Source organism: Paenibacillus sp. FSL H8-0537 (assembly GCF_038051995.1).
Taxonomy (GTDB): domain Bacteria; phylum Bacillota; class Bacilli; order Paenibacillales; family Paenibacillaceae; genus Pristimantibacillus.
On record NZ_CP150290.1, the window covers coordinates 6,450,012 to 6,473,572 of the forward strand.

General features: G+C 45.8%; 16 protein-coding genes. All 16 read right to left on the reverse strand.

Annotated features, from left to right (window positions below):
* Positions 1-67 precede the first annotated feature (67 nt).
* On the reverse strand, positions 68-991 hold the full coding sequence (gene flgL / locus MHB80_RS27355; RefSeq protein WP_341279877.1) for a flagellar hook-associated protein FlgL: 924 nt from the start codon (positions 989-991) through the stop codon (positions 68-70).
* A gap of 46 nt (positions 992-1,037) precedes the next feature.
* On the reverse strand, positions 1,038-2,570 hold the full coding sequence (flgK, locus tag MHB80_RS27360) for a flagellar hook-associated protein FlgK (RefSeq protein ID WP_341279878.1): 1,533 nt from the start codon (positions 2,568-2,570) through the stop codon (positions 1,038-1,040).
* Positions 2,571-2,585: 15 nt separating this feature from the next.
* Entirely contained in the window at positions 2,586-3,083 is a 498-nt protein-coding gene (locus tag MHB80_RS27365; protein ID WP_338553387.1) for a flagellar protein FlgN, read from the reverse strand.
* 16 nt (positions 3,084-3,099) lie between these two features.
* Positions 3,100-3,387 carry a flagellar biosynthesis anti-sigma factor FlgM gene (gene flgM / locus MHB80_RS27370; protein ID WP_341279879.1) on the reverse strand — a complete coding sequence of 96 codons (288 nt, stop codon included), beginning with the start codon at positions 3,385-3,387 and terminating at the stop codon, positions 3,100-3,102.
* 109 nt (positions 3,388-3,496) lie between these two features.
* On the reverse strand, positions 3,497-3,916 hold the full coding sequence (locus tag MHB80_RS27375) for a flagellar protein (RefSeq protein WP_341283092.1): 420 nt from the start codon (positions 3,914-3,916) through the stop codon (positions 3,497-3,499).
* Between the two features lie 119 nt (positions 3,917-4,035).
* The gene (locus MHB80_RS27380) at positions 4,036-4,947 is read right to left on the reverse strand and encodes a phosphoribosyltransferase family protein (protein ID WP_341279880.1); all 912 of its coding nucleotides are present in this window, start codon (positions 4,945-4,947) and stop codon (positions 4,036-4,038) included.
* A 10-nt stretch (positions 4,948-4,957) separates the two neighbouring features.
* Positions 4,958-7,168 carry a helicase-related protein gene (locus tag MHB80_RS27385; protein ID WP_341279881.1) on the reverse strand — a complete coding sequence of 737 codons (2,211 nt, stop codon included), beginning with the start codon at positions 7,166-7,168 and terminating at the stop codon, positions 4,958-4,960.
* A 357-nt stretch (positions 7,169-7,525) separates the two neighbouring features.
* On the reverse strand, positions 7,526-8,065 hold the full coding sequence (locus tag MHB80_RS27390) for a hypothetical protein (RefSeq protein ID WP_341279882.1): 540 nt from the start codon (positions 8,063-8,065) through the stop codon (positions 7,526-7,528).
* Between the two features lie 608 nt (positions 8,066-8,673).
* Positions 8,674-9,402: a response regulator transcription factor gene (locus MHB80_RS27395; RefSeq protein ID WP_056036894.1), complete on the reverse strand. Its 729-nt coding sequence runs from the start codon at positions 9,400-9,402 to the stop codon at positions 8,674-8,676.
* 8 nt (positions 9,403-9,410) lie between these two features.
* Positions 9,411-10,571, reverse strand: coding sequence for a sensor histidine kinase (locus tag MHB80_RS27400; protein ID WP_056036892.1), 1,161 nt, complete (start codon positions 10,569-10,571; stop codon positions 9,411-9,413).
* 203 nt (positions 10,572-10,774) lie between these two features.
* A complete protein-coding gene (locus tag MHB80_RS27405; RefSeq protein WP_341279883.1) occupies positions 10,775-13,486 on the reverse strand; it encodes a stalk domain-containing protein in 2,712 nt (903 codons plus the stop codon).
* Positions 13,487-13,807: 321 nt separating this feature from the next.
* Positions 13,808-18,166, reverse strand: a complete 4,359-nt coding sequence (locus MHB80_RS27410) for an Ig-like domain-containing protein (protein ID WP_341279884.1) — start codon at positions 18,164-18,166, stop codon at positions 13,808-13,810.
* A gap of 689 nt (positions 18,167-18,855) precedes the next feature.
* Positions 18,856-20,058 carry a methionine adenosyltransferase gene (gene metK / locus MHB80_RS27415; protein ID WP_341279885.1) on the reverse strand — a complete coding sequence of 401 codons (1,203 nt, stop codon included), beginning with the start codon at positions 20,056-20,058 and terminating at the stop codon, positions 18,856-18,858.
* A 270-nt stretch (positions 20,059-20,328) separates the two neighbouring features.
* Positions 20,329-20,601 carry an alpha/beta-type small acid-soluble spore protein gene (locus MHB80_RS27420; protein WP_341279886.1) on the reverse strand — a complete coding sequence of 91 codons (273 nt, stop codon included), beginning with the start codon at positions 20,599-20,601 and terminating at the stop codon, positions 20,329-20,331.
* Positions 20,602-20,707: 106 nt separating this feature from the next.
* A complete protein-coding gene (locus MHB80_RS27425) occupies positions 20,708-21,226 on the reverse strand; it encodes a hypothetical protein (RefSeq protein WP_341279887.1) in 519 nt (172 codons plus the stop codon).
* Between the two features lie 95 nt (positions 21,227-21,321).
* Complete coding sequence (locus tag MHB80_RS27430; protein WP_341279888.1) at positions 21,322-23,466, reverse strand: hypothetical protein; 2,145 nt, start codon at positions 23,464-23,466, stop codon at positions 21,322-21,324.
* Positions 23,467-23,561 lie beyond the last annotated feature (95 nt).

The window sequence follows — 23,561 nt, forward strand, 5'->3', positions numbered from 1 at the left end:
GGCATCGTTGCTGATTCCATAGCTTCTACATTATTTTTCTTCTTGTGATCATGCTAACCTAAATAGATTAACTTAAAAAGTCTACCAATGATTTGCTGATAACCTTTGCCCCAACGGATAATGAAGCCTCATAAATATTTTGCGCTGTAGTCGAATCAATAAGCACCTGCTCCAGATCAGCATCCTCAACTTTGGATTGCATATCTGTAAGACTTAATTTAAAGTCTGCGATTCGATTTTGCATGAGCTCAACCCGGTTGACTTTAGCTCCAACAGCTGCCCGGGCATTTAGCATCCGATCCATGCTCGTTTCAATACTTGGGATTTCATTTGAAATAGCATCATAACTGGTAGTTGGAGGAGTCATAGCCGTCATCAAGCGATCCAGGACCGAAAACACATTATTTCCAGTTCCAGCTGGATCCGCATCTCCAAATACCGAATTTCCTGTCAAGCTTATTCCGACTGTTACGTTGGCGCCTAAAGCATACTCAACGCTTTCTGTATCGGTAACAATATTTTTAGCATCAAAACCAGCTGCCGACGTATCGAAAGGAACCTCATTAAACTTCTCACCATTAAAAATATACTTGCCGTTAAATTTACTGTTTGCAATATCAACCAATTGAGTTTTCAACTCAACAATTTCACTTTTGATCGCATCGAGCGCTTCCTGAGGATTAGTACCGTTAGCCGCTTGGGTTGCAAGCTCCTTCACCCTCTGCAAAACGTCACCGGCTTGGTTAATAACGCTATCCGTATAATCCAGCCAAGACAAAGCCTGGTCCGTATTTTTCTCATACTGATCATTTGAGCCAAGCTCTGTACGATATCGAAGGGAGTAGGTTATCCCTACTGGATTATCAGACGCCTTATGCAGCTTCATGCCAGTGGAGGACTGGTTCTGGATATCGGCCATCTTGTTTAAATTTTTACTGATATTTCGTGTAAGCTGAGCATGCATCATACCTTGTGTAATACGAAGTGCCATTACTTCTAGCCTCCTTGGAAAATTAAAGTGATTATGCTATTTTCGTTTAACGTCCTACTACACCCGTATTATTAATGAGCTTATTCAGCATCTCATCAAACGTCGTCATAAAGCGCGCCGCTGCACTGTAAGCATATTGATATTTAATCATATCGGACATTTCCTCATCCAAGGAAACACCACTGGTAGACATCCGGCTTCCGTCTACTTGAGCCAGTTGGGCTTCCGCATTGGAGTTTTCCCGGGCAGCTGATTGGCTCTTAACTCCTAGCGCACCTACCAAGGCGCTGTAGAAATCTCCTAATGTAGCTTCCTTTATTCCGCCACCAGTAGCCGTCTCATCGAAGGAGAACTTTGCTTCGGTCATTTGAGACATGAGCAGCGCTAAAGTGTTATTGCCTTTTATAACTGTCGTAACACCTGCACCATCTGTTGTTGTTCGCATGGAAGAAGCAATTAGGTTTGAGTCTGCAGCAATGTCGGAGTTAATTTGGATGCTTGCTGCAGTTATCGTTGTAGATCCTGCCTTTATCGTAAACAACGGTTGTCCAGCAGCAGCCGGATTGCCAAGTGTATATCCAAGCTGATGCAGCCCATTTATACCGTCGACCGTCATCACTTGATCGGCCGTTGTAGGCACCGTCGTTCCCGGCAAGACAGAGCCTTTAGGAATCGTAACATCGAACTTGCCGTTCACAATCGTATTAGCAAGTGTATCCAACTGCCCGACAAATTCAGCAACTGTATCCAAAGATACAAACATCCCGTGAACCTCTCCGCCAGTCAGAGTGCCATTATTATAGGACTGCTCCAGCGAAAGAGCCGTTAGAGGCGTCGTTTCTCCACCAGTAACGAGGTTTGCACCTCCCATATTAATGGTATATCCATCCTCTGTATCCGTAACGGTAACATTTACGAGTTTGGACAACTTATCCGTTAACAGATCACGCTGGTCGCGAAGGTCGTTGGCATTGTCGCCAAGCGATTCTATTTTTTTAATTTGGTCGTTCAACGCCGCGATGGAGCTCATCATGGAATTGGCTTGCTCCGCCGAGGTGTCGATCGTCATATTAATGTCAGCATCAAGATCGGACAATTGCTTGCTAAGTCCATTAAAGGTATCGGTTAGTGCTTGAGTACGTTCTACAAGTATTTGGCGAGCCGTTACATTTTCTGGATCTTTGCTGAGATCTGACCAAGCATTCCAGAAATCCGACAAAACGGTACGAATACCTGTGTCCGACGGTTCATTAACAAAAGATTCAAGTTTGCTCAGCGTATCCATCTGCACAGCCGTTGTTCCAGCAATATCCGATTGATCACGGTACTGCGCATCGAGAAAAGCATCGCGGATACGTGTAATCGATGTATATTCTACACCTGTTCCGATTTGACCTGGTGCTGTGGATTTCGTCATGCCATAGGCTTCCATTGGACGGGTTGCCACCATTGTTACTTTTTGCCGTGTATATCCTTCTGTGTTGGCGTTTGCAATGTTATGACTGAGTGTAGTCAAAGCGACCTGCTGGGTAATCAGGCTTCGCTTCGATGTCTCTAATGAATGAAAAGTTGAGGTCATCTGCTTGTCTCCTCCTTAAGCTTTACTATCAAATAATCCATTGCGCTTACTGCCTGGATATTGATTCATCGGATGCTGATAGACAAGATCCTCATTCGGGTCATCCATCATCAGGCTGATTGAGAAATCCAGAAAAGACAACGATTGTTTAATTAATTGCTGGTTTAAAGTACTTGCTTCCTTAAGCTGAGCCAGTACCGTATTGAGCTGACCGTGCATCTCCATCAGCTGGGATTTGATGACAGGATCAGTGACGGAGCGAATCAGCTCAGCTAAAATACCACTGCGGATTCTAAAACCGATATCTTTAAAATAACGGGAAGTCAGCTGGGTTCGCATACGCTCAAGCTCTTCTGCCTTTGCAACAAGCAGCTTCTGCTTCTGAGTGTGTACATTTAATTGCAGAACATCATTCTGAATAATCATGTCCTTCTTACTCTGTTCAATTTCCAACAGGGTTCTATAGAGCTTTAACTGCTGCTGCAGAGTATCTGCAATTAACTCAAGAGACATCTCCGTTCACCTGTCCTCATTCACTTGGATTGTTGCTGAAGTAAGGAAGCAGCTTCTCAGCCAGCTTGCCTGAATCAACGTGATACGTTCCAGATGTTATGGATTGCTTCAAGCTCTCAATTTGCTTAGCGCGTTCAGGGCCATTCGTCTGACTCGTAGAGAGCATCTCCTTCGCGGCGGCTGAGATTTGCACCTCATCCTTCTTCTGCTTCTTATTGGCATTATTCACTGCCATGTCATTCTTCTTCTGGTACTGGTTAATCGAGTGGATACGACCAGGTTCATTTATCTTCAATTTATTCACCTCATTTATTTGGACACATGCTAATAAGCCGATAACCTTTAACAGTATTATCGGCTTATTCCCCAAGAAATTTATAGTTATATCGACGATTGACAAATATTAATAAATTCTAACGATCCTTATAGCGATCTATGCCTTTGTAAATGTTCTGATTTGCCTTCTGTGCTTCCAGCTCCTCAGCCCTTCTGGCATCCTCGCTGCGCATCTTCCCAGTATCACTAATTAAACGGGATCTACAGCTGTCACACATATTATTATCCCTAATGAACGTCCCGCAAACCTCGCACGGATAGGACATATTTGGCGCGTTCACAATCGAAATTCTTCCTTCTCGAACAAACTTCGTAATCTGGCGGACGGATACTCCCGTTTCATTGGATAAATCATTTATGTTTGTGCCTTTGTTTTTACGCAAATAATCGGAGCAAAGCTCATACTCTTTATCTATTTCTTTAATACAAGCCGGACAGACGTCACGAAAGTTCTTGGAGAACAGCTTGCCGCAGCGTGGACAATTATCTAAATTCATCATTAATTTCCGACCTCCCTGATCTACCTTTTGAAGTTATGATTAGCTCTATTCTAGCTGAAACAAACAATAATTTCACTAGTAATCTTAATGAACTGGAAAAAAGTGATAGATTCTAATTAAGATCTCGCCCATGTTAGAGCATAAATATCGATACGTGTTGGGCTTGCTTTTTGCAGAGCTTCCGAGCAAGCTTGAATCGTGCTTCCCGTTGTATAGATGTCGTCCACGAGCAGCAGTCGCAGTGTATGTTGATTTTCTTTCCGTGGATTTGCTAATAGAAGCTTCTCCACAACCACCGGTTTAACAGCGAAAAGACTCTCCATATCCTGCATGCGGGCTGAGCGGGTCTTAAAGCTTTGTTTAGCTGAATGGCGGTTACGCTCCAATAAATGCATTAGAGGAATTTGAGCTTGGCGCGATACGATTCCTGCCAGTCTTTCTGCTTGGTTGAATCCTCGCTCCTCCGCACGTTCTGTGCTAACAGGCACATAGGTAATTGCATCCCAAACGGAAAATTCCCGCCTATCAAAGTTTCTTTGAGCCAAAAAATCCCTGCTGCCCGTGTAAATCCCTAGCCGGCCCGTTAATTCAAGCGTCATCCCAGTCAGAGGAGACATCAACATCTGTCCCATATACGGCTCCAGAGTTTCATTACCCCGATATTTATATCTGGCCAAAACCTCTCGCATTTCCTTGCTATATTGTACGGCGCTCCTATTACAAACAAAGGCTGTGTCACTTCGTCTTATACAGTCTGGACAAAAGACGCCACGTCCACAAATTCGGCATTGCACCTGCTGAATCCAGGGGATGGAGGATAAACATGCCCTGCAAATCAGCTTATAAAAACTTGGGGACAGCGCGGCCCGTTGCCCGGACTTTAGAGAAGCTAATTCGGATGAAAAAGGCTTTGCCGATTTGCCGCATAGTGGACAAAGACGAATGGTCGGGCCGAGGAGACTAATGGCGTCTCCTAAATATTTGGTCAGTTGACGACCAAAACGGGATAAAGTAAGCCTGTTCATCATGGGGTCCCCCTTACTTAGATACATGTTGAAAATAGCCTTTCGCCCGTGCGATACGGTTCATTTTTTTAATATGCTTGACGGCCAGCATTTGTGGGCGTGTACGTTCTTTTGCGCAAAAAACAACCCTTCCGTTTGGATCATCGCTGGCTCTTCCTGCTCTACCCGCCATTTGCACGAGTGAAGCTTCATCGAACAGCTGCCCGTCGGCATCCAGAATAAACACGTCGCTCCTAGGGATCGTAACGCCACGCTCTAAAATCGTAGTCGTCACCAAAATGCGTATTTCTCCCGTGCGGAATTGCTGAACTTTGTCTCCCCGCTCTGGATCTTGGGAGGAGGTGCCTGCTACTTGAGAAATATTAAGCTTTTGTCTCAATAATGCTGCCATCCGCTCCACCTGTGAAATACGCTGAACAAAAACGAACAGCTGCGCGCCGCGACCATAGGAGCGGAGCATGGCATCATTAAGCTGCCTAGGCAATTGAAGCTTGTCCAGCATTTGTCCCACACTCACCGTGTGAAGCAGTACTGGAACAGGAAGCGGATGGCGGTGAAAACGTACCGGGACTCTCGCATGTTCAAGCTTTCCACGTCGCGCCAGCTGCTGCAGCTTTGCTGGAGGTGTAGCCGAGAGCAGAATTTTGACGCCGTCAGGAGCGCAGCTTTTGTTGGCAGCATAGTGCAGTTGGGGATCATTATGATAGGGGAATGCATCCAGCTCATCAATAATGACCAAATCAAAAGCAAAATGGAATCTCAGCAGTTGATGCGTCGTCGCCAGTGTGATGTCGCCCTGCTCCCATTTTTGCTCGCTGCCGCCGTATAATGTGACCACATCACACCCCGAAAAGGCTTTTCTAATACGCGGGCTCAGCTCCAGCACGACATCGCGGCGCGGTGTAGCGATTAGGACTTTGCCACCTCGCAGCAGAGTGGATTCGACTATAGGAAACACCATCTCGGTTTTGCCAGCGCCGGTGACCGCCCATAGCAGAAAGCTGTTTTGTGTTGCGGCGAGCGGGCCAGCCGAAGCACTGCGAAGCGGCCGCTCTGTAAAATGCAGCGCGGCTTCTGCCGCCGCTGATTGAGCAGGGCTTAGCCCCCAGCGCGCGAGACGCTGCTGCGGGGGCGGCAGATCCATGGAGGAGCGGCTGCCGCCAGCTCCTCCTCCTATGATGAGCAGCTCGCATTCGCGGCTGCGTCCCATTGTGAGGCATGCGGTGCAATACGCGCATGCCTCTTGCCCGCAAGCTGCACAAGGTGTCATGTGCAGCTGCTCTTCTCCGCTGCCGCAGCGCAGGCAGCGAAGCGCGCGCTTAGCGCGCCGAGGCCAGCCGGCTTCGCGGCTGGCCTTCTTTGATACAGCGCTGCGCAGCTGTATCAAGCCCTGTAAGGACGCCAGCTGCAGCGTGGCGTCCTTATCCATGGAAGGGACAGCTGCCGCAGGCGCTGTCCCTGCAAGCAGTGCGTGCGCTTCGCCGCGCAGCAGCGCACGGCCTTGCAGCGCCGCTGCCGCCAGCTGCGCGGCGGCGGCAAGCGCCTCTGCAGGCGCGCGATCCACTCCGCGCGCCTGTCCACTACGCTCGCACCTATCCGCAGCCAATGCTGCCTGGTCTACTAAAGCAGACTGGCTTCGCCCAGCTTGTCCGACGGGTATCAGTATCATCCTTATTCTCTTCCCATCAAGTTCCTCCTGAGCTCCCTCTACCTGCACAAGCACTCCGCTGCTTGCCTTACTGATAGCAGCAGCAAGCCTATCTGACACCTCATCATCCCTTTCATTCCTGCAACGTGAGGCCCTTTCAGCCGCGGCTCCCGCCCCCTTTGGTTCCCATGGCTGTTTTCCCTGCATTTTCTGATACGGTTTCCCCGAGTATACCCCTCTCTGCCCACTGTCCTCCCTCCCTTGTCCAGCATTCCTACTTTTTCTGCCCGACCATCTCTTCGCTTGTATATCCAGCCAGCCTTTGAAGGAGCGTAGCCTTTCCATTCCTGCACTCTGATTTGCACTCTGCTTACTTTGCCTAACATACTGACCATCTCTATTATCATATTCGTTGAAGTGCCCAGCAGCCTCCAGCGCAATGCCGAGCGGAAGCGGTGCTTTCCATAGAAGCATCCCATCCGCATATTGCCAGAAGTCAATATCTACCTCAGGCGCAATAGTTACTTTACAAGACCAGCTGCCGAATTGCCGTACAACATAAATATAGGCTTTCATCCAGATATCCCCCTTTTAATATCAAACGCAAAAAAAGCACATCTCAACAACGCCTAAGCGTTATCAAAGATGTGCTTCATCCCGATTTTCCAAAAACTGTTTTGCTTGCTGAGTTCGACTTGCACATATAGGAAAACTGAGCCAACAAGCAACAACTGTTATTTGATTGCTCTAACTATAATGGATTAAACCGTTTTTATCAACGGTATACTTATTTAAATGGCCAATTGCTAAATCTTCTGACCTTACTGTAAAGACTTTAGTCCGTATCTTTATTTCTCGCCTTGCTAAAACCGCTTCTCTGTCTTCAATATTTGCGCCCCACTTAGGCTCCTACACCTTCAAATCCCACATCTCTCAAAAAGGAATCTTCCCTAAATCGTCGGGGTTATGCAAATCGATGACGACAGGATACTCATTTTTGGTTATTACTCCATCCACCTGCAGTCGCCACAGCAGGCTGGAAGCCTCTGCTTCTTGTTTGTTTACGTTCGATTCGGCTTGCTGCTCATATTCATTCTGCCCTTGCTCTAGTCCACCTTCGAATTCTCTATTCTGCTCCAATTGCTTTGACAACAAATGAGTTAACTCGCTATCTTCATGCCTATCTACATAGAGACGTACTCCACCAGCTGCCCGATTCAACCGCTCGATGATTTCACGTGTTTGCTCACTGAGGCCGGCATCTACGACAGTCAAGTGTACGTCTACTCCCATCCACCGCGAGAAGGAGAAGAAGGAGCGAATAGTCCGTTCCATATTGGAATACTGACGACTCGCAAGCAGCACATAATGTTTAGCGGAACGCCGCCGCTGGCGTTTCAAGCGGTAAACTGCATGCACAATGAAGCCAGCCAGCACATAGCAGCCCACGACTAACAAGAAAATTTTGATCATGGCACCGCACCTCCTGAAAATAATATAAGCCTTCCTTCCCTATCCCACACCCAGGTATTTTCCCATACATGCTTGGCCCTATTTTGCAGCCATCTCTTTTATTCCAAACTGCTGTTGCCGTTAGTCGGACTTATTTTCCTGCAAGGTTTAGAGTATTAAACAGACGGCTTTGCTGCTGCTCCCAACCTGTCTTGTTCTGCATTATATGCCTGCGGGCGCCCAGTGGTTCCTTCCTTGAAGGACATGCACACAGCTGTTGCCGAAAAAAACAATACCCGTTACAGCTAACACTTTGGCTCTCCTGTTTCTCGCTTTCTTTTTGTCATCCACCCGGATTTGGGATCAGCTTTCTGTGTTCATCCTCCATCCCTTCACATCAAAGAGGCAACAAAAAAAGAGCTTCCGCCCATGTAAACATGGTTCCAGAAGCTCTTCATTCGATCCTATCCGCCTTTATTCATTCCAATTCATATCATATTCCTGACATGTGCCCTAAGAACACTATGTAGATTGTCAAAAAGGGCAAACAGCGCAAGTATCCTCTGCCCTCATGAGTCACAGGAGCTTAACCTAGAACGCCCCAACCTTAATTCCCCTGGTCAGAAGAACTACAGCGTAACCCAGCCAAACTTAATGGAGTTGATAACGGCTTGCGTACGATCATCCACTTCCATTTTTTGCAAAATGCTGCTGACGTGGTTTTTAACCGTTTTTTCGCTGATGAATAGAAACTCGCCAATAAGCTTGTTACTTTTGCCCTCAGCCATCAGGCGCAATACTTCGGCCTCACGCCGCGTTAATGGATTATCATCGCCAGCGACAAATTTCACGCCTGGCTCTTTCGCTGCTGCTGCGCCCGACACGACACCCATTTCATCCAAGTATGTCATACGACGCAGCTGGTTAATCAGCTTGCCTGTGACTTTAGGATGTATGTAAGCATGTCCGTTAACTACAGAGCGTATAGCATTAATAAGAGCCTCCGCTTCCATATCCTTCAGCAGGTAGCCTGTCGCTCCTTTGCGCAGCGTCTCAAATACATAACTTTCATCATCATGAATCGACAAAATGATGACCTTCACATCTGGGAAAATCGTCTTAAGCCGCTCAGTCGTCACGACCCCATTTTCAATCGGCATATTAATATCCATCAGAACGATTTCTGGAATGGTATGATTGCAAAATTCGAGCACCTGAATGCCGTCACCGCATTCGCCAATGACCTCCAGGTCCTCCTCCATATTCAAGATACGTTTCAATCCTTCACGAAAAAGCTGATGATCGTCAGCAAGCAAAATTTTAATTTTACGTTTATGGTTAGGTGCGCTTTGGTTCATTCGTCATCTTACTCCTTTCTATTCTCCGCTGTAATAGGGATTTTAAATATAATCTTCGTGCCTTTTCCTAAATTTGAGTCTATGTCCATCTTCCCTTCCAAGAGGTCAATCCTTTCCTGCATGCCTACTAACCCAAAATGCGAGTTGTCTCCGTTATGCACCTGAATGAGCTCTTGTTGGAATCCACTTCCATTGTCGAATACGGTGATTGTAACTGAATCTGAGGTATAAACCATGTCTAGAGTAACGTAAGAGGCATTAGCATGCTTAAGCGCATTGGAGTAGGCTTCTTGAACCAAACGATAAATAGCAGCTTCCATGGCGGAAGGCATCCGAATTTCTCTGCCCGTAAGGTCAAATACAGTATGTATTTTAGTTTTTTCTTCAAAATCCTGTACAAATTTGCGCAGCGTGGGTACAAGTCCCAAATCATCAAGCGCCATTGGACGCAGATTGAAAATAATTTTACGAATTTCCTCGAGTCCTAGACGAACCTGACCCTTCAAATCTACTAATTCGTCCTGTACTAGCTGAAATTCCTTCTTTAGAAACATTCTTTCTGCAATTTCCGTACGCATGACAATATTTGCAAGGGATTGCGCCGGTCCGTCATGGATCTCACGGGCTATACGCTTGCGCTCTTCCTCTTGGGCTAAAATAATTTTCAGGCCAATCAGCTGCCTTGTTTTTGCGGATTCTAAAATACGCGTAACCTGATTGAGGTCGCCCGACAAATATTCCAATACGACGTTAATTTGCGATGCAATCATCTCCGCACGCTCAATCGAGGACTCTACATTGCGCACACGCTTTTGCAGATCATCCCGTCTCGATTTTAAATACGTTTCCTTCTCGCGGCAAACCATCAAATCCAGCTGAATCTGCGTCGCTTTCTCATACGCGGATTTAATATCCTCTTCCTTATATCTGACGAAATCACGGCTAACTTCCGTTAGGCGTATTCTAGCCTGCCTGTAATCCAGCTCAAGCTGATCGACTCGTTCAATCGTCTTTACCGTTTCCTGAATGACCACTTCGAGCTCCTGCTCCAGCGATTCAAGTTCAGCGCGTGCAGCCTCGCAAATTTCAAAAATCTGAAATTTACTGTCCTCCATGACCTGCGTCGCATTCGTAATGACACGGTTAATATCTAAAATATGTTGATCCATAAAAAATCGGCAACCTTTCCAATAGAAGGTTCTTTTAGACTATCATAACACAATTGCATAGTCCGCCGCCTCCTTGGCCTTGAACTCTAGCTGTCGAACACTGCGGGAACGAGAGGGAATAGAGGCAGGTTTACCCATGCATTTCAGGCAAAAATCCCTCTATTTCCCTCTCTTCCTCCTGCAATCCCGGTTAGAGCTCTTCCCTAGTTAATGGTAATTTTCTTCGTGCTATTATCGAAGCCTACCTTAAGTCCCAGCTGCTCCGAAAATAGTCGAATGGGAATGAGCGTACGATTGTTCCGCACAATAGGCGCAACCTCTGTCGTGGAGCGCTTGCCATTCGCTACAATCTCTTTTTTACCAATAACCATCTCAAGCAAATGGGCGCCATCAAATACCGTCACCCGGTTCAGCTTATTGTCCCATTGAAGATTGGCTCCAAGCGCTTCGGATACGAAACGGATTGGAACGTAGGTTGTGCCCTTCAGCGTAATTGGCGTCACGTCAAGCGTTGTCGTCTTGCCACCGATGGAAGCCGCTTTGCTGCCAATCGTCATGACAATGTCTTTCGCTTGGGAATTCGCAGCTTCGCCTGGATATTGCAGCTTCATATTGTCAATGCCAATCGTGCCGGTTGCCGCGCGCTCATCCGCACCCTCCGCGATTGTAACGACGTATACCCGCTTCAGCTTAACCGGATATTTCATCCCATAAGACGATAAGTCAGCCTTCACCGTCTTCCAGCCGCTCCAATTGAGCTGCTTCGCCACATCCACCAGATGCGATTTGCCATCAGCATCGGTGAATTCCGCCCGCAGCCAGTTGAGGCTCTTATCACTAAAAACATCAAGCGTCATGGCAGTAGGCGAGCCTTCAACCGTTTTGCCGGAAGTGCCATTAAACACAGCATAGACTGCCTTCGTCCCTGTTCCTGCGCTAAAATCATACGTCAGCTGCAAAGCTTTAGCCGATGTCTGGCCCGCCAGATCACTAGTCAGCTTGACGCTGCCCTTTGTCGTGGCCGATGGCGTTAGCTGCGTCGAAATGCTGTAATTCACATTTTCAAAATCCTCAAGCGGCTTCTCCGAGCCTCCCTGTGTAAGCGGGAGCATCGTTGGATAACCGTCATAGCGACCGATGGCATAGCCTGTCGTTGCGCCTTCAATGACTGATTGCACCGTAAGCGTATCGCCCGACACTTTGCCGGTAAAGCCTACAAACTCCCATTTAAGCGAATCGCCGCTCAGCTTATAGCTTTTGCCATTTTTCAAGGTCATCGTTACTGGCACCGAGACAGTTGCTCCTTTGGAAAGCATGCCTGCTGCACTGTCAATCGTCATCGACGCAATTTGATCCTGTCCGACAACATCTACCTTGTATGTAGCACTCGCTGAGCCCGACTTGACGCTAATGGTCGTAGAGCCCGCTTTTGTGGCCGTAAAGTCCGCACCCTTGAAGGTGCCGATCGCCGAGGAGCTGCTCCATTTGGCATTGGTGCCGTCAACCGCTACCGGATTGTAATAGGTATCGTACCCTTTTACCGTAAAGGTCGCCTGCTGCCCAATAAGCAAGGCATTCGTGCCGCCTACTGTAATGCCTTTGACTTCCCCTTTAGGCGCTGTCGAAAACACGCCTATTCCACTGGCTACGCTGCGCATCGTCGTCCCATAAGTTGTGGAATGCGCGGATTGCAGGGCAAACTGCCCGAGCGGGCGCTCAATCATCGTTGTTGATCCGCCGCCATCCAGATTCATGCCTTTGTAGACGCCAAGCTTCACCATAATCTGCTGCAGCTCCGCCAAATTCACGCCCGTGCTGTCTCCGTACTGTTCGCTGGTGATCAGATATACCTTTGTACCGTCCTTGGAATAGCCCACGGCTGAACGGGAAAGGTACGCCGCTCCGCTAACACCTGTAATGCTGCGCGAGAATGTCGATGCTGCCCCATTATTAACCAGAATCGTATGACCGCTAACTATCATTTCGAATTGATTAGGATCTACTTTGCTTCCCGTCGTTTGAGAGACTAACGAGTAGTCTGACTTCAGCTTGTCCCCGACCTTGATCTCGGCGCGGATGAATTTAGCTGCCGTACCGTTGGCGCGTAAAATATATCCGTCTTTAGGCGGCGCCATCGTGAGCGCAGTCCCATCGGAAATCTGCTCGACAACGCCATTACGAACAAGCACTTCGGTCGGCAATGCGGCGGAATTTTTCGGACGCTCCGTGCCTGCCCACGCACTCGTATAGATATACATCGTGTTGGCGTGGCTGTAAGTGGAGTCTCCACTATCCGGCGTATAAGCCGACTGGTTAATGCCAGTAAGGACAAAGGAAGAGCCGCCTGCAGACGTTACCGTGCCACTAAAGCTGTAGCTGTCGATTTTCGGCTGGCGGTCCTTTGTGACTCCAAAAGCATACATGCCTTTAATTTGCATCGGCGTTGTCATGAGCGTTCCGCTAGTAATTTGCGCCCCCATCGGCGAGCCTTCGCCCGTTGTCACATAGACGTCGCCGTTAATGCCGGCTACCGCTCCACTCGTTTTCGCCATATTCAAAATCGTATCGCGATCGCCGATCGTATTGTTTTTGCCGCTCAACGCATTCAATTGCACGTATTTATTCGTGAGATCGACTTCAATGACATGGACGTTCGCTTGCGCCGTTCTGCCGCTGCGTGTTGTCGTCCAAAGATAATCGACTCGTTTGGCACCTGATGTCACATAGGACTGCTGCAGCTGTTTAAGCGTTCCGCTGCTTGCTGCTGCGGCCGTTTCTATTTTAAGCATCTTCCAGCTTGCCGGAGCAATTTCTGAAATTGGATGCAGGAGCAGCGCTCCTCCGATTATAACAATAGCTACCTTTTTGCCTATTCCGCGGTTATCTTGGTCGTATCCTCTTACTAGCTTGCGCATTATTTTTGCAACTCTCCCATCTCAGGCCCCGCCCCATCCATGCCAAAAATATGAAAAAGGGATGTTGGCAGCAGCCTAATCTACTAAGCCTATTAATTATAGACTATAAAGAGGTGCAAAAAGTTCCGCTAATCTTCCGATTTTTGCGAATTTTGTCGTATGGCAACAGCGTTCGTCTCTGATCCTGCCTCTTGCTGTGAGCGCCTGTCGCTGCGGCATCAGTCCTCTCTCAAATGAATGTAACCCCAAATTTGTAAATGCTTATTAAAAAAAGCCCCGTACAACCTTTATACAAGGTGTCCCGGGGCTGGTACCAATTTACTACGTGTTTAAAAATTGAATATGCTCTAACAAGCGCTTGATCATGACGACTGCTTCTGCCCGGGTTGCATTCGTCAAAGGACTAAAGGTTTTTGTAGTTTTACCGCCGATTACGCCGGTATAAATCGCTTTTGCCGCATCCGTACGCGCCCATGAGCTGATGCTGTTGCGATCAGTAAATGGCTGCAAATACGTAGAGGCTGAAGATGGAAGTTGAATGGTGGCGCCAGCTGCACTTGCTGCGCGCGTCATCATTGCCGACATCTCCTGGCGTTGAATATATTTATCTGCTTTGAACGTTCCGTCCGTATAGCCAAGCACAATGCCTGCTTCGGAGGCCGCTCCAATATAAGCTGCAAGCTCGCTGCCTACATTAACGTCCGAATATTTGGCAGCCGCTGCCTGGTTGCCTGAAAGCCCTAATCCCTTCGCAATATACGTAGCGAACTCACCGCGGGTAATCGGCCTGTCTGGAACGAACTGGTTGCCTGTGCGCGCTGCAACAATGTTTTTGTTGGCAAGCGACTGCGCAGTTGGGCCAGCCCAATGGCTGCTAATATCAACAAGGCTGACGGAATTGCTAACTAATGCAAAGGCGCCGATGCTTTTGCTTCTAAAGGTAGCAACCGTCTTGCCGCTCAACGTAGAAAACATCGTCGGTACATAGGTCAATGCACCCGCAACTGGGTCAACCCGTACGATTGCCGTATTTTTCCTCGTCACAGCCAAGGATGTATCCACGCTTAAAGTCGCATAGCCGTTAAGCTCTGTAATCTCGCTTTTCATTGTACCACTAACAGCATAGAGCTGAAAATGTACAATTCCTGATAATAGCGAAATTGTTGATAGATTCAGCCTATTCGTCAGCGCTGTTGTGAGTGATGTCGTACCAAGCTCGATCTCAATAAGCAGTTCACCCGTGGAGCCCACGCTGCTAGTAAGCTTGGAATAGTTCAAGGCACCCAGCGGAATTTCATATGAGGTGCCATTATATTTTACAACAAAAAACGGATTCATATTAATAGAGCTTGCATTCAGCAGTGTGGACAGTGGCACAGCTACAACAGCCGCATTTTCCGAATTCGGAATTTCTACTATAATTCGCGATTTCGTAAGATTAGCCGTTCTTGCCGCTTGATAGGCAGGAGCAAGCTTGTCGGCTGAGATAGAATATTTCACTGACGATCTTCCTGAAGCGGTCTGATAAGACGTCTTTGTAAAAGCACCGCTCGTCATTAGAACCCCGCCATCGGACGATTGGGTAAACTCTCCCGGAATCAAATCAATGATTGACGAACTGTTCGTTACCGATTGGCTTATTATGTTCTCAATGATTTTGCCCGATGAAGTACGAAGCGTCGTTCCTGAAGCATAATAGCTAAAGGTTACTGTACTGGTCGAAGCAATCGCCGTTGCGAGCGTCAGCGTAACGGTTGAACCGCTAATGGATACACCGGATACTGTCGCAGTTGCGCTGCCTGCCAGAATTGAAAACTGCGTTGTATAAGGTACATAGGAGCTATTCATCGTTTCTCCGAATGTAAGCACAAGGGAGTTTCCTTTAATGACTGCTGAAGACAGCGAGCTGTTTGCGGTTCCCATAGATGCTCTTTGTGTAGAGAAGCTTGCTGCCGCGTTCCCAGCCAGATCCACTACTCTAGGTGAAGACATATTATACGATACATAGATCGTATCGCTTGAGCTAATGGCCGAGCTTAGTGTAAGCAGTACTTGACTTCCTGACACAGAAATCTGCACGATCGAACGGAGACTCCCATTCACGCTAACTGTATAGCTGCTAACAGGTGGAATTGCCCCCGTGCTCAGCGACTCATTGTAGCTCAGCGTAATGATGCTTCCATTTGCATATACGCCTTGCAGGGTTGGAGCCGTTACATCAACCGTATTCGTAATGTAATAGCTGCTAAAAGCGGCCACATTGGCTCCGTCCATACTTTTAAGCGGATAGCTGCCTGGTGTGTAAGACACGTAAACGGACTGATTGGCAATCGTCGCATTTACACTCATCGTGACAACCGAGCCATTGATACTAATAGCCGTCGGTGTATAGGACGCACCACCGATATTGACGCGGAATTGCTGATACGCCAAATTATTGACGGAAGCCAGCGCTTTATTGAACGTGAGCGTCACAACACTGCCTGTTGCCGTTCCGCTGGAAAGCGTTGGCGCTGTTGCATCTACGGCAAATGCTACGTCCTGATTCGCAATGCTTAGCGCCTGATTGCCAACGAGATCCTGTATGCCACCAGTTGTCGTCGTAGGCTTAGAATAGGACAGCTTGACTGTCTGAATATTAACGAGCGTTCCCGCTAACGTCAGAGTAACGGTACTTCCCGATACAGCAGCCGACAGCAATTCGCGCCGCTCGCCATTAACAGTAACATAGAAACTGCTTAAGGCAGGGACAGAGCTTCCTTTAAGATCCTCGTTAAAGGTCATGACGATAGTGGAGCCCCTGACCTCCATCTTGCTGACCGCAGGAGGCGTCGTATCTATACCTATTGTTTTAAAAGCCCACTGATAAGCGTTCTGAATACCTAGAAACGCATTATCCGATAGATCGTAGATTGCTGTTGGACTAATCTCGATATAATAATTCGTGTTCGGTACCATTGTTGTTCCTGTTGGAAGCGTGATGACCAACTGACGGCTGTTATCCGGATTAATGTAGAAATTAGCTGGAATATCGACTACGCCAGGCGCTGGTGTAACCGGTCTAATCGTAATCGTTCCAGTGCCTTTGACAATCGTCTCGCTGAAAATAGCGGCAAAGTACGCATCTGTAAGTACATTTTGTGTATTATTAACAGCATATTGCGACTCAATCGTTGGTCTTACGGTATCTTGAGTCACCCTGAACGTCCAACTGTTCGCCAAAAGTCCAGTGAAATAGTTCCCCGCGGCATCGCGGAAAGCACTGCTGCCGATAACCACATAATACTGCGAGTTGTTAATAAAGGTCTTATTCGGGTTAATCGTAATTTTGCTCGTTCCGCCACCCGTTACATAGCTTGAAGTTACGGGAATAGTGGCAAAAATTGTATTGTTCGAGTTTCGAATTTCAATGTTGCCTGCGCTCGGATAAACCGGCTCTGTAAAGTTAATTTCAATGCTGGAGTTAAGCGTCCCAATTGCAGCTGTATGTGCAGGATAAGTACTCTGAATCCGTGGCGGATCGGTTTCGTCGCCTGGGCTCGTTGTAAAGCTCCACGTAGCAGCATTGGAAACACCTTGGAACCAGTCCCCAGTCGCACTGTCCGTGAAGGCCCCTGCATCAATCAAAATATAATAGCGGGTGTTTGCCAGCAGCTTCGGAGGCGTAAAGGTAACGGTATTTCCGCTAACGATCACACGAGAAGTGTCTGTAGCCTGATAGCGATCCGCATAATTATCATTTACGCGTACGAGGCTTATGTATTTTCCAGCGTTCGCTGTCACATTTTTATCAAAGCTAATGTTAAAAGAACTGCTAACTCCCACTGAAGTAGCGGAATTTCCAGGGGTTAAACCCGTTGCATTAACTGGCGCAGGAGCGGTTGTAAAACGCCAAGTCGTTCCTGCATAGCGATTTCCAGAGCTGTCTTGAATAACATGACTAGGAATCGAAATCGTATACGTCGTATTCGGATAGAGCGCTTCAGAAGGCTTAATCGTCAGAGTGGAGGTACCACTTCCTACCACCTGCGCGGAATTGACCGCTATTTCTCTAGAGTCATAAGCTGTTGCGCTTGGAGCAGACACGAGCGTAATCGCCCCATATGTCGTATATACGTTTTCATTAAATGGTAGCGTTATTGTTGTTGTAATGAGCGCTCCACCCGATTCAGGAGCAGGAGACACCGCCGACCGTAAATCTGGAGGTGTACTGTCAACCTGACTTACGGTTTTAAAGTTCCAATCCGCAGCATTGGATATGCCGCTAAAATTCGCACCATTGGATGCATTCACAAATGCTCCTTGGTCAATGAATACATAATATTCGGTGCCTACGGCAAAAGAAGTACTAGGCTGTACCGTAACCGTTCTTCCAGTAGCATCAATGGTAACTCGATTGCTTGTCGCAACATTAAACGTCTCAAATCGAGTATTATTCGAATAATTGTAGATGGTAATTGAAGCAGGACCTGTTCCTTTTATTACACTTTCATCAAAAGTAAAGGAAAGAGGCGCACCGAGTCCGACATTTCCAAAAGTATTAGCTGGTGATTTGCTTGTAATAACAGGTCCGGTGACTGCCGCATGCACTTCATTGGTCAGAAGGCTGCTGCTTGGCGGCAATGCAATTTGTAGCAAGAGTACGAATACTAGAAGAATACTAATTTTGTAACGACTCATTTCATTCACTCCCCAAAAATTTACACTCGTACCTTATTTGTCGGCTTCTGAACGCCAAAAATGTAGGTTTTCCGGATAATTTCCATCCATTTTGAATAATTCGTCATTTCTCATTAAAAATAGCCTGTGAATGGCATTCTCCATTGAGAAAATGCTTATTCGCAGGCTATTTTTATATGAGTCAATTAATATAAACAGATTTCTTATTCAAACAATATCCCAAACTAAAGTTATTAATTCAGATTTAATGCAGGAAGATTATCAAATCACATTGTTATATAATTGGCAGTCCCATTACTATAAATACGATTATACCCTGTAACGACCAAATCATTACCTTCCCAATAAAAATATTGCAAATAATCTATATTCTCATAAACACCTTGAGGGATTTGATAGTTCTACAAGAGTACATTTTGTGTATTCCTTACTTCAATAATCTTTAATTGTTGATTGTTGATTGTTTTGGTTTTCACCCAAGCAACAAGGTTATTACCATTAAAGCTTGCACTTACCAAATAAGCTTGATTAAGAGCGAAGTTCATATGTCTTGAAGGAATCTGTCTATCAATCCAGCCAGTTCCTCCATTTCTTTTCACGAACAATTTCGCATAAAAAAAGCCCTTCAGAAAAGTTAAGAACCGATGTTCTCAACTTTTTTCTAAAGGGCTTTGGTTTTAAAACTTTAATTAAACCAAAGCATCTGCTTTCAACTTATCCGCTTTGTCAACGCGTTCCCAAGGAAGATCCACATCTGTACGGCCAAAGTGACCATATGCAGCTGTTTGACGGTAAATTGGGCGACGAAGATCCAGCATTTTAATAATGCCAGCAGGGCGAAGGTCGAAGTTGTTGCTGATAACTTCAACAAGCTTCTCTTCATCCACTTTACCTGTTCCGTATGTGTCTACACTGATAGAAACCGGATTTGCCACGCCAATCGCGTAAGCAAGCTGAATTTCACATTTATCAGCTAGGCCAGCTGCAACGATGTTTTTAGCTACATAACGAGCCGCATACGCTGCAGAACGGTCAACTTTTGTAGGATCCTTACCGGAGAATGCGCCGCCGCCATGACGTGCATAACCACCGTACGTATCAACGATGATTTTACGGCCAGTAAGACCTGCATCACCTTGAGGACCGCCGATAACGAAACGGCCTGTTGGGTTAATGTAATATTTTGTTTCAGCGTCCAGCCATTCAACTGGTACAACTGGTTTAATAACGTGCTCAAGAATATCGCTTTGAATTTGCTCCAAGCCAATTTCTTCAGCATGCTGTGTAGATACAACGATTGCATCAACACGTACTGGCTTGCCATCGACATACTCAATTGTAACTTGAGTTTTGCCGTCTGGACGAAGATACTCGAGAGTTCCGTTTTTACGCACTTCAGACAAACGACGCGCAATGCGGTGCGATAGAGCGATCGGAAGAGGCATAAGCTCTGGTGTCTCGTTAGTAGCAAAACCAAACATCAGGCCTTGGTCACCAGCACCAATATCTTCGTTTTCTTGTTGAATATCTTTGCCATCACGTGTTTCCAGTGCAGCATTCACGCCTTGAGCAATATCAGCGGACTGCTCATTAAGCGAAGTCAGAACCGCACAAGTGCTGGAATCGAAACCAAACTTAGCTCTAGTGTACCCAATTTCTTTAATTGTACGACGCGCGATAGCCGAGATATCGACATAGTCTGCACGGCTGCTAATTTCACCAATAACGAGAACAAGTCCTGTCGCTACAGATACTTCACACGCTACACGCGCATAAGGATCTGACTCCAGGAATGCATCCAATACTGCATCGGAAATTTGGTCACAAATCTTATCGGGATGACCTTCCGTTACTGATTCTGATGTAAATAAATGACGACCTTTAATTGACACCCGTATCAACCTCCTACAGCTTTAGTATAAATAAGTTCAGAACGTATAAACAAAAAACGAACCTTTTCCTTAGGGAAAAGGTTGTTTTACAACTCTCTAATAAAGTATGTTACCGAAAATGTCGCTTCCTGTCAATGGATACTATCCCGATAAGATTTAATTTTCGGTAAAGGTTAAGGTAAAACGGCTGTCGCCGTCCTCTGGCGTCGTGGCTCGTTTCAGTCCGAGAAATATAGAGAATGGATATCTAAAGATATCCTTTCCTATATTTTAAATATAACCGTTTAAAACAGACTCTGCTTGAGCTACAAGGCGTTTCGTCATTTCTCCGCCAACAGAACCGGCTTGCCTTGTTGAAAGCTGTGACCAGTGCACTGAGCCTGTAGTTTGTGGTACTGATCCTAGCTCGCCCGCAAACTCCGTATCATCACCGGACGGCCCGGAAACATACGAGTAAAGCCCAAATTCTTCAGCGATTTCATATTTCATTTGCTGCAGTGCTGCTTTACTTAATGGAACGGCTACTTTATTAGAACGACTCATTATAAGAACACCTCACTGTTGGATGATTGGAGCATGGTCTTATTTTAACCTCAAGGCATTTGTTCAAGCGTATAATCTATTGTCAACTTGTACAAATTATACTAACTCAGTTAACGGATTGCAGTTTATATCCACCTCGGACCAATACGGTCAACGATTTAGTGTAGCCTGTCGCGGCCGTAACTCCCCTGCCTGAGCGAGGCATCAGCAAAAGGTGATTGTTAGTAACGGATTTCCCTTTAACCAGGTCCTTGCCATCCGTTATATCCACGATACCACTGCTATCTGAGCTGTAGGCTACTGCTTTACCCACACGAAGAATAATCTCTGTGCCTTCATCACCAAGCAGCACTTTGCCGCTAGGTACACTAACGACTTGCAGTGAAGCCTGAGCACTGGAAGCGTTCGACGAGCCACTAGAGCCATTCCCCGAGCTGCTGCTGCCATCAGATACTTTAGCAAGCTGCTCATCTAAATAACTTTTTGTAATAACAGGATCGTCGATAGAGCCTGGAGTTGTTGATACGCCATCTGCTTCGATCGCTTTCGGATTAAGAATACCAATACCGAAACCTACCAATAGGAGTGCTGCACCAATAGCCACTTTCATTGTCGTTTTCTTCAACTCTATTACTCCTCTCAGAAAAAAAATCAGGTATCTTATTAAGATACCTGATTTTTAAAAAATTAACTACAATATTTTAATTAGCTATTATGAAATTAAAATTCCTTATTTTTTGGATCAGCCCAGTTCAGGTATGCCGACCACTTAATATTTTTGGATACCAGCTTTGTTTTGTAACCATTAATCTCCTCATAAATATTGAGCTGAATGGTTTTGGCAACTAGCTTATCTGTGACGCTTTGGACAATGTTCGTATAGTTGTTGCCAACTTTCCAAACATATTGACCTGCAGTACCACCTGCACCTTCGAGTTCAAATGGAGCATTAATCATGGAAATATTAGTAGATTGGTCCTCGATAGCAAAAGTGAACTTCTTAGCGCTAAAGCCTTCATAGCTAAGATCCTTCGTTACTTGACCAGAGAAATCAACATCGATTTTGTCATCAGTCAAATAAGTAATAATATTATCCATATTAATCGTATAAGGACCAACTTGAACCTTGTTAAATTCGGATGTTATCGTCTGGCTATACTGTGGCAATGCATAGCTCACTGGATTTACAAAGCCTGAAATTTCAGCATCATCTTTTTTAACAATACCTTGGGCATTAAAAGCACTACCCAGCACAACCGACGCGCCTGTTAAATCAAGCTGCTTCGGCACTTCTGTAGTAATAATAATTTGTTCCTTCTTGCCCGGATTGATCAAATTGCTTGTTTTTAACAATTTAATATCGTATTTGTCTCCATCAGCTGTTTTCAGAAAACCGACAAGCTTGGAAGTTGCAATTGCGCGGGATTGTTTATTCGTAACATCCATATATACAGTATACAGATTGTTAGAATTTCCTTCGAACAATTGTGTTTTCATAACATTTACTGTGAAGTTTTCTCCAATATCATTAACATTATTTTCACTGCCGATTGCAATTGATTTTGGTACGATAGCCGCAGGTGTTTTCAATGCAGCCAATTCTGTTTGTGATTCACCAGACTTCTCAAAAAGCTTGAGCTTCAAATCAGTTAACGATGTAGTTGTAGGAACTGTACCCGTATAATAGATCGTTATAGAGCTCTTAGCTGGAATAGCTACAGGGTTCGTAAATGGAATAATGGTTGTTTTCACAGCCGCTTTATCCCCAAGATACAATGAACCCTCAATTGCTGGGATTGGAGCTGTTTTGGAGCTTGTATTTGTAATAACAAGCTTTCCGATCAGGCTGTCTTCGCCGCCCCAAGTATTTCTTTGAATAGAAGCAACGTTCATTTTATAAGTGTAATCATCTTTAATATATTCATAGCTAGTTGATGTTGCTGTATTCGCTGTTTTTAAATTATACCCTATTTTAGAAACAGGCAGGGATAAGCTAGATGCTCCTTCTCCAGTTCCAGAGCTAATACCTTGTGTAATAACAAGCTTTTGCCCTTTTGTAGAAACAGATTTAGGAAGAGTGATGCTTAATTTAATCGTTTCAAGAATTTTCGGACGCAAGACGATAGCATCTGCTGTACCTGAGGTAGTCGAAGTGACTTTCATCTTGTACATTCCACCAGCTGCGGACTGAGCCAAAAATTGCAGATTGGCAATCGAAAGCTCCGAACTGCTGGTATTTCGCATTGCAAGTTCAATATTAACCGTATTATTATCTGTGCTCGTCGACATCGTCGATTTGCTAATTCTAATATTTACAGGAGTACTATTCAACTTCACAGAGCTGTAGCCGCCTGCTTTAACATCTGTAGAATAGTCTGCTGGAAACTTAAATTGTCCTAATGTCTTCTCATAACCGGCCACACTAAAATCAAACTTCACCACTTTAAAAATGAGTTTAGGCAAAGTCATGCTTGATGGCAGCTCGCTATAAAAAGTCAAAGTAACATTCGAATTGGCTTGAACAGTTTTTTTCGTTTTATCGCTGTCCAGCATATACAACGTATATTTAGTACCACTAGTAGAAGCCAAACGGAACCAATAGTCTTGAAGATTAATTGCTTTGCTTCCGCCATTATAAAGCGTGATCGTAAAGCTTGCTGTTTTCCCTTTGCTAGTAGACAGGATATCCGCGCTATCCAGCTTTACATATGAATTACTGTTTATGTACACAGGTTTAATGCTACTCGCATTAGAGGCCGCCTCACTACTGCTTGGTAATGAAGGAAAAAGCAATGCTGCAACCAACAACATGGCTACATAGAAACGCCATTTCAATCTTGAGCTTCCAGAAACAACTGTCTGCATTAAAATATCACTCCACATCTTTTTTTATATAGACGTTCATACCCAACAAAAAGTTTCGCTGTAATGCCGAGCAATTCACCCCTTCAGAACATTTT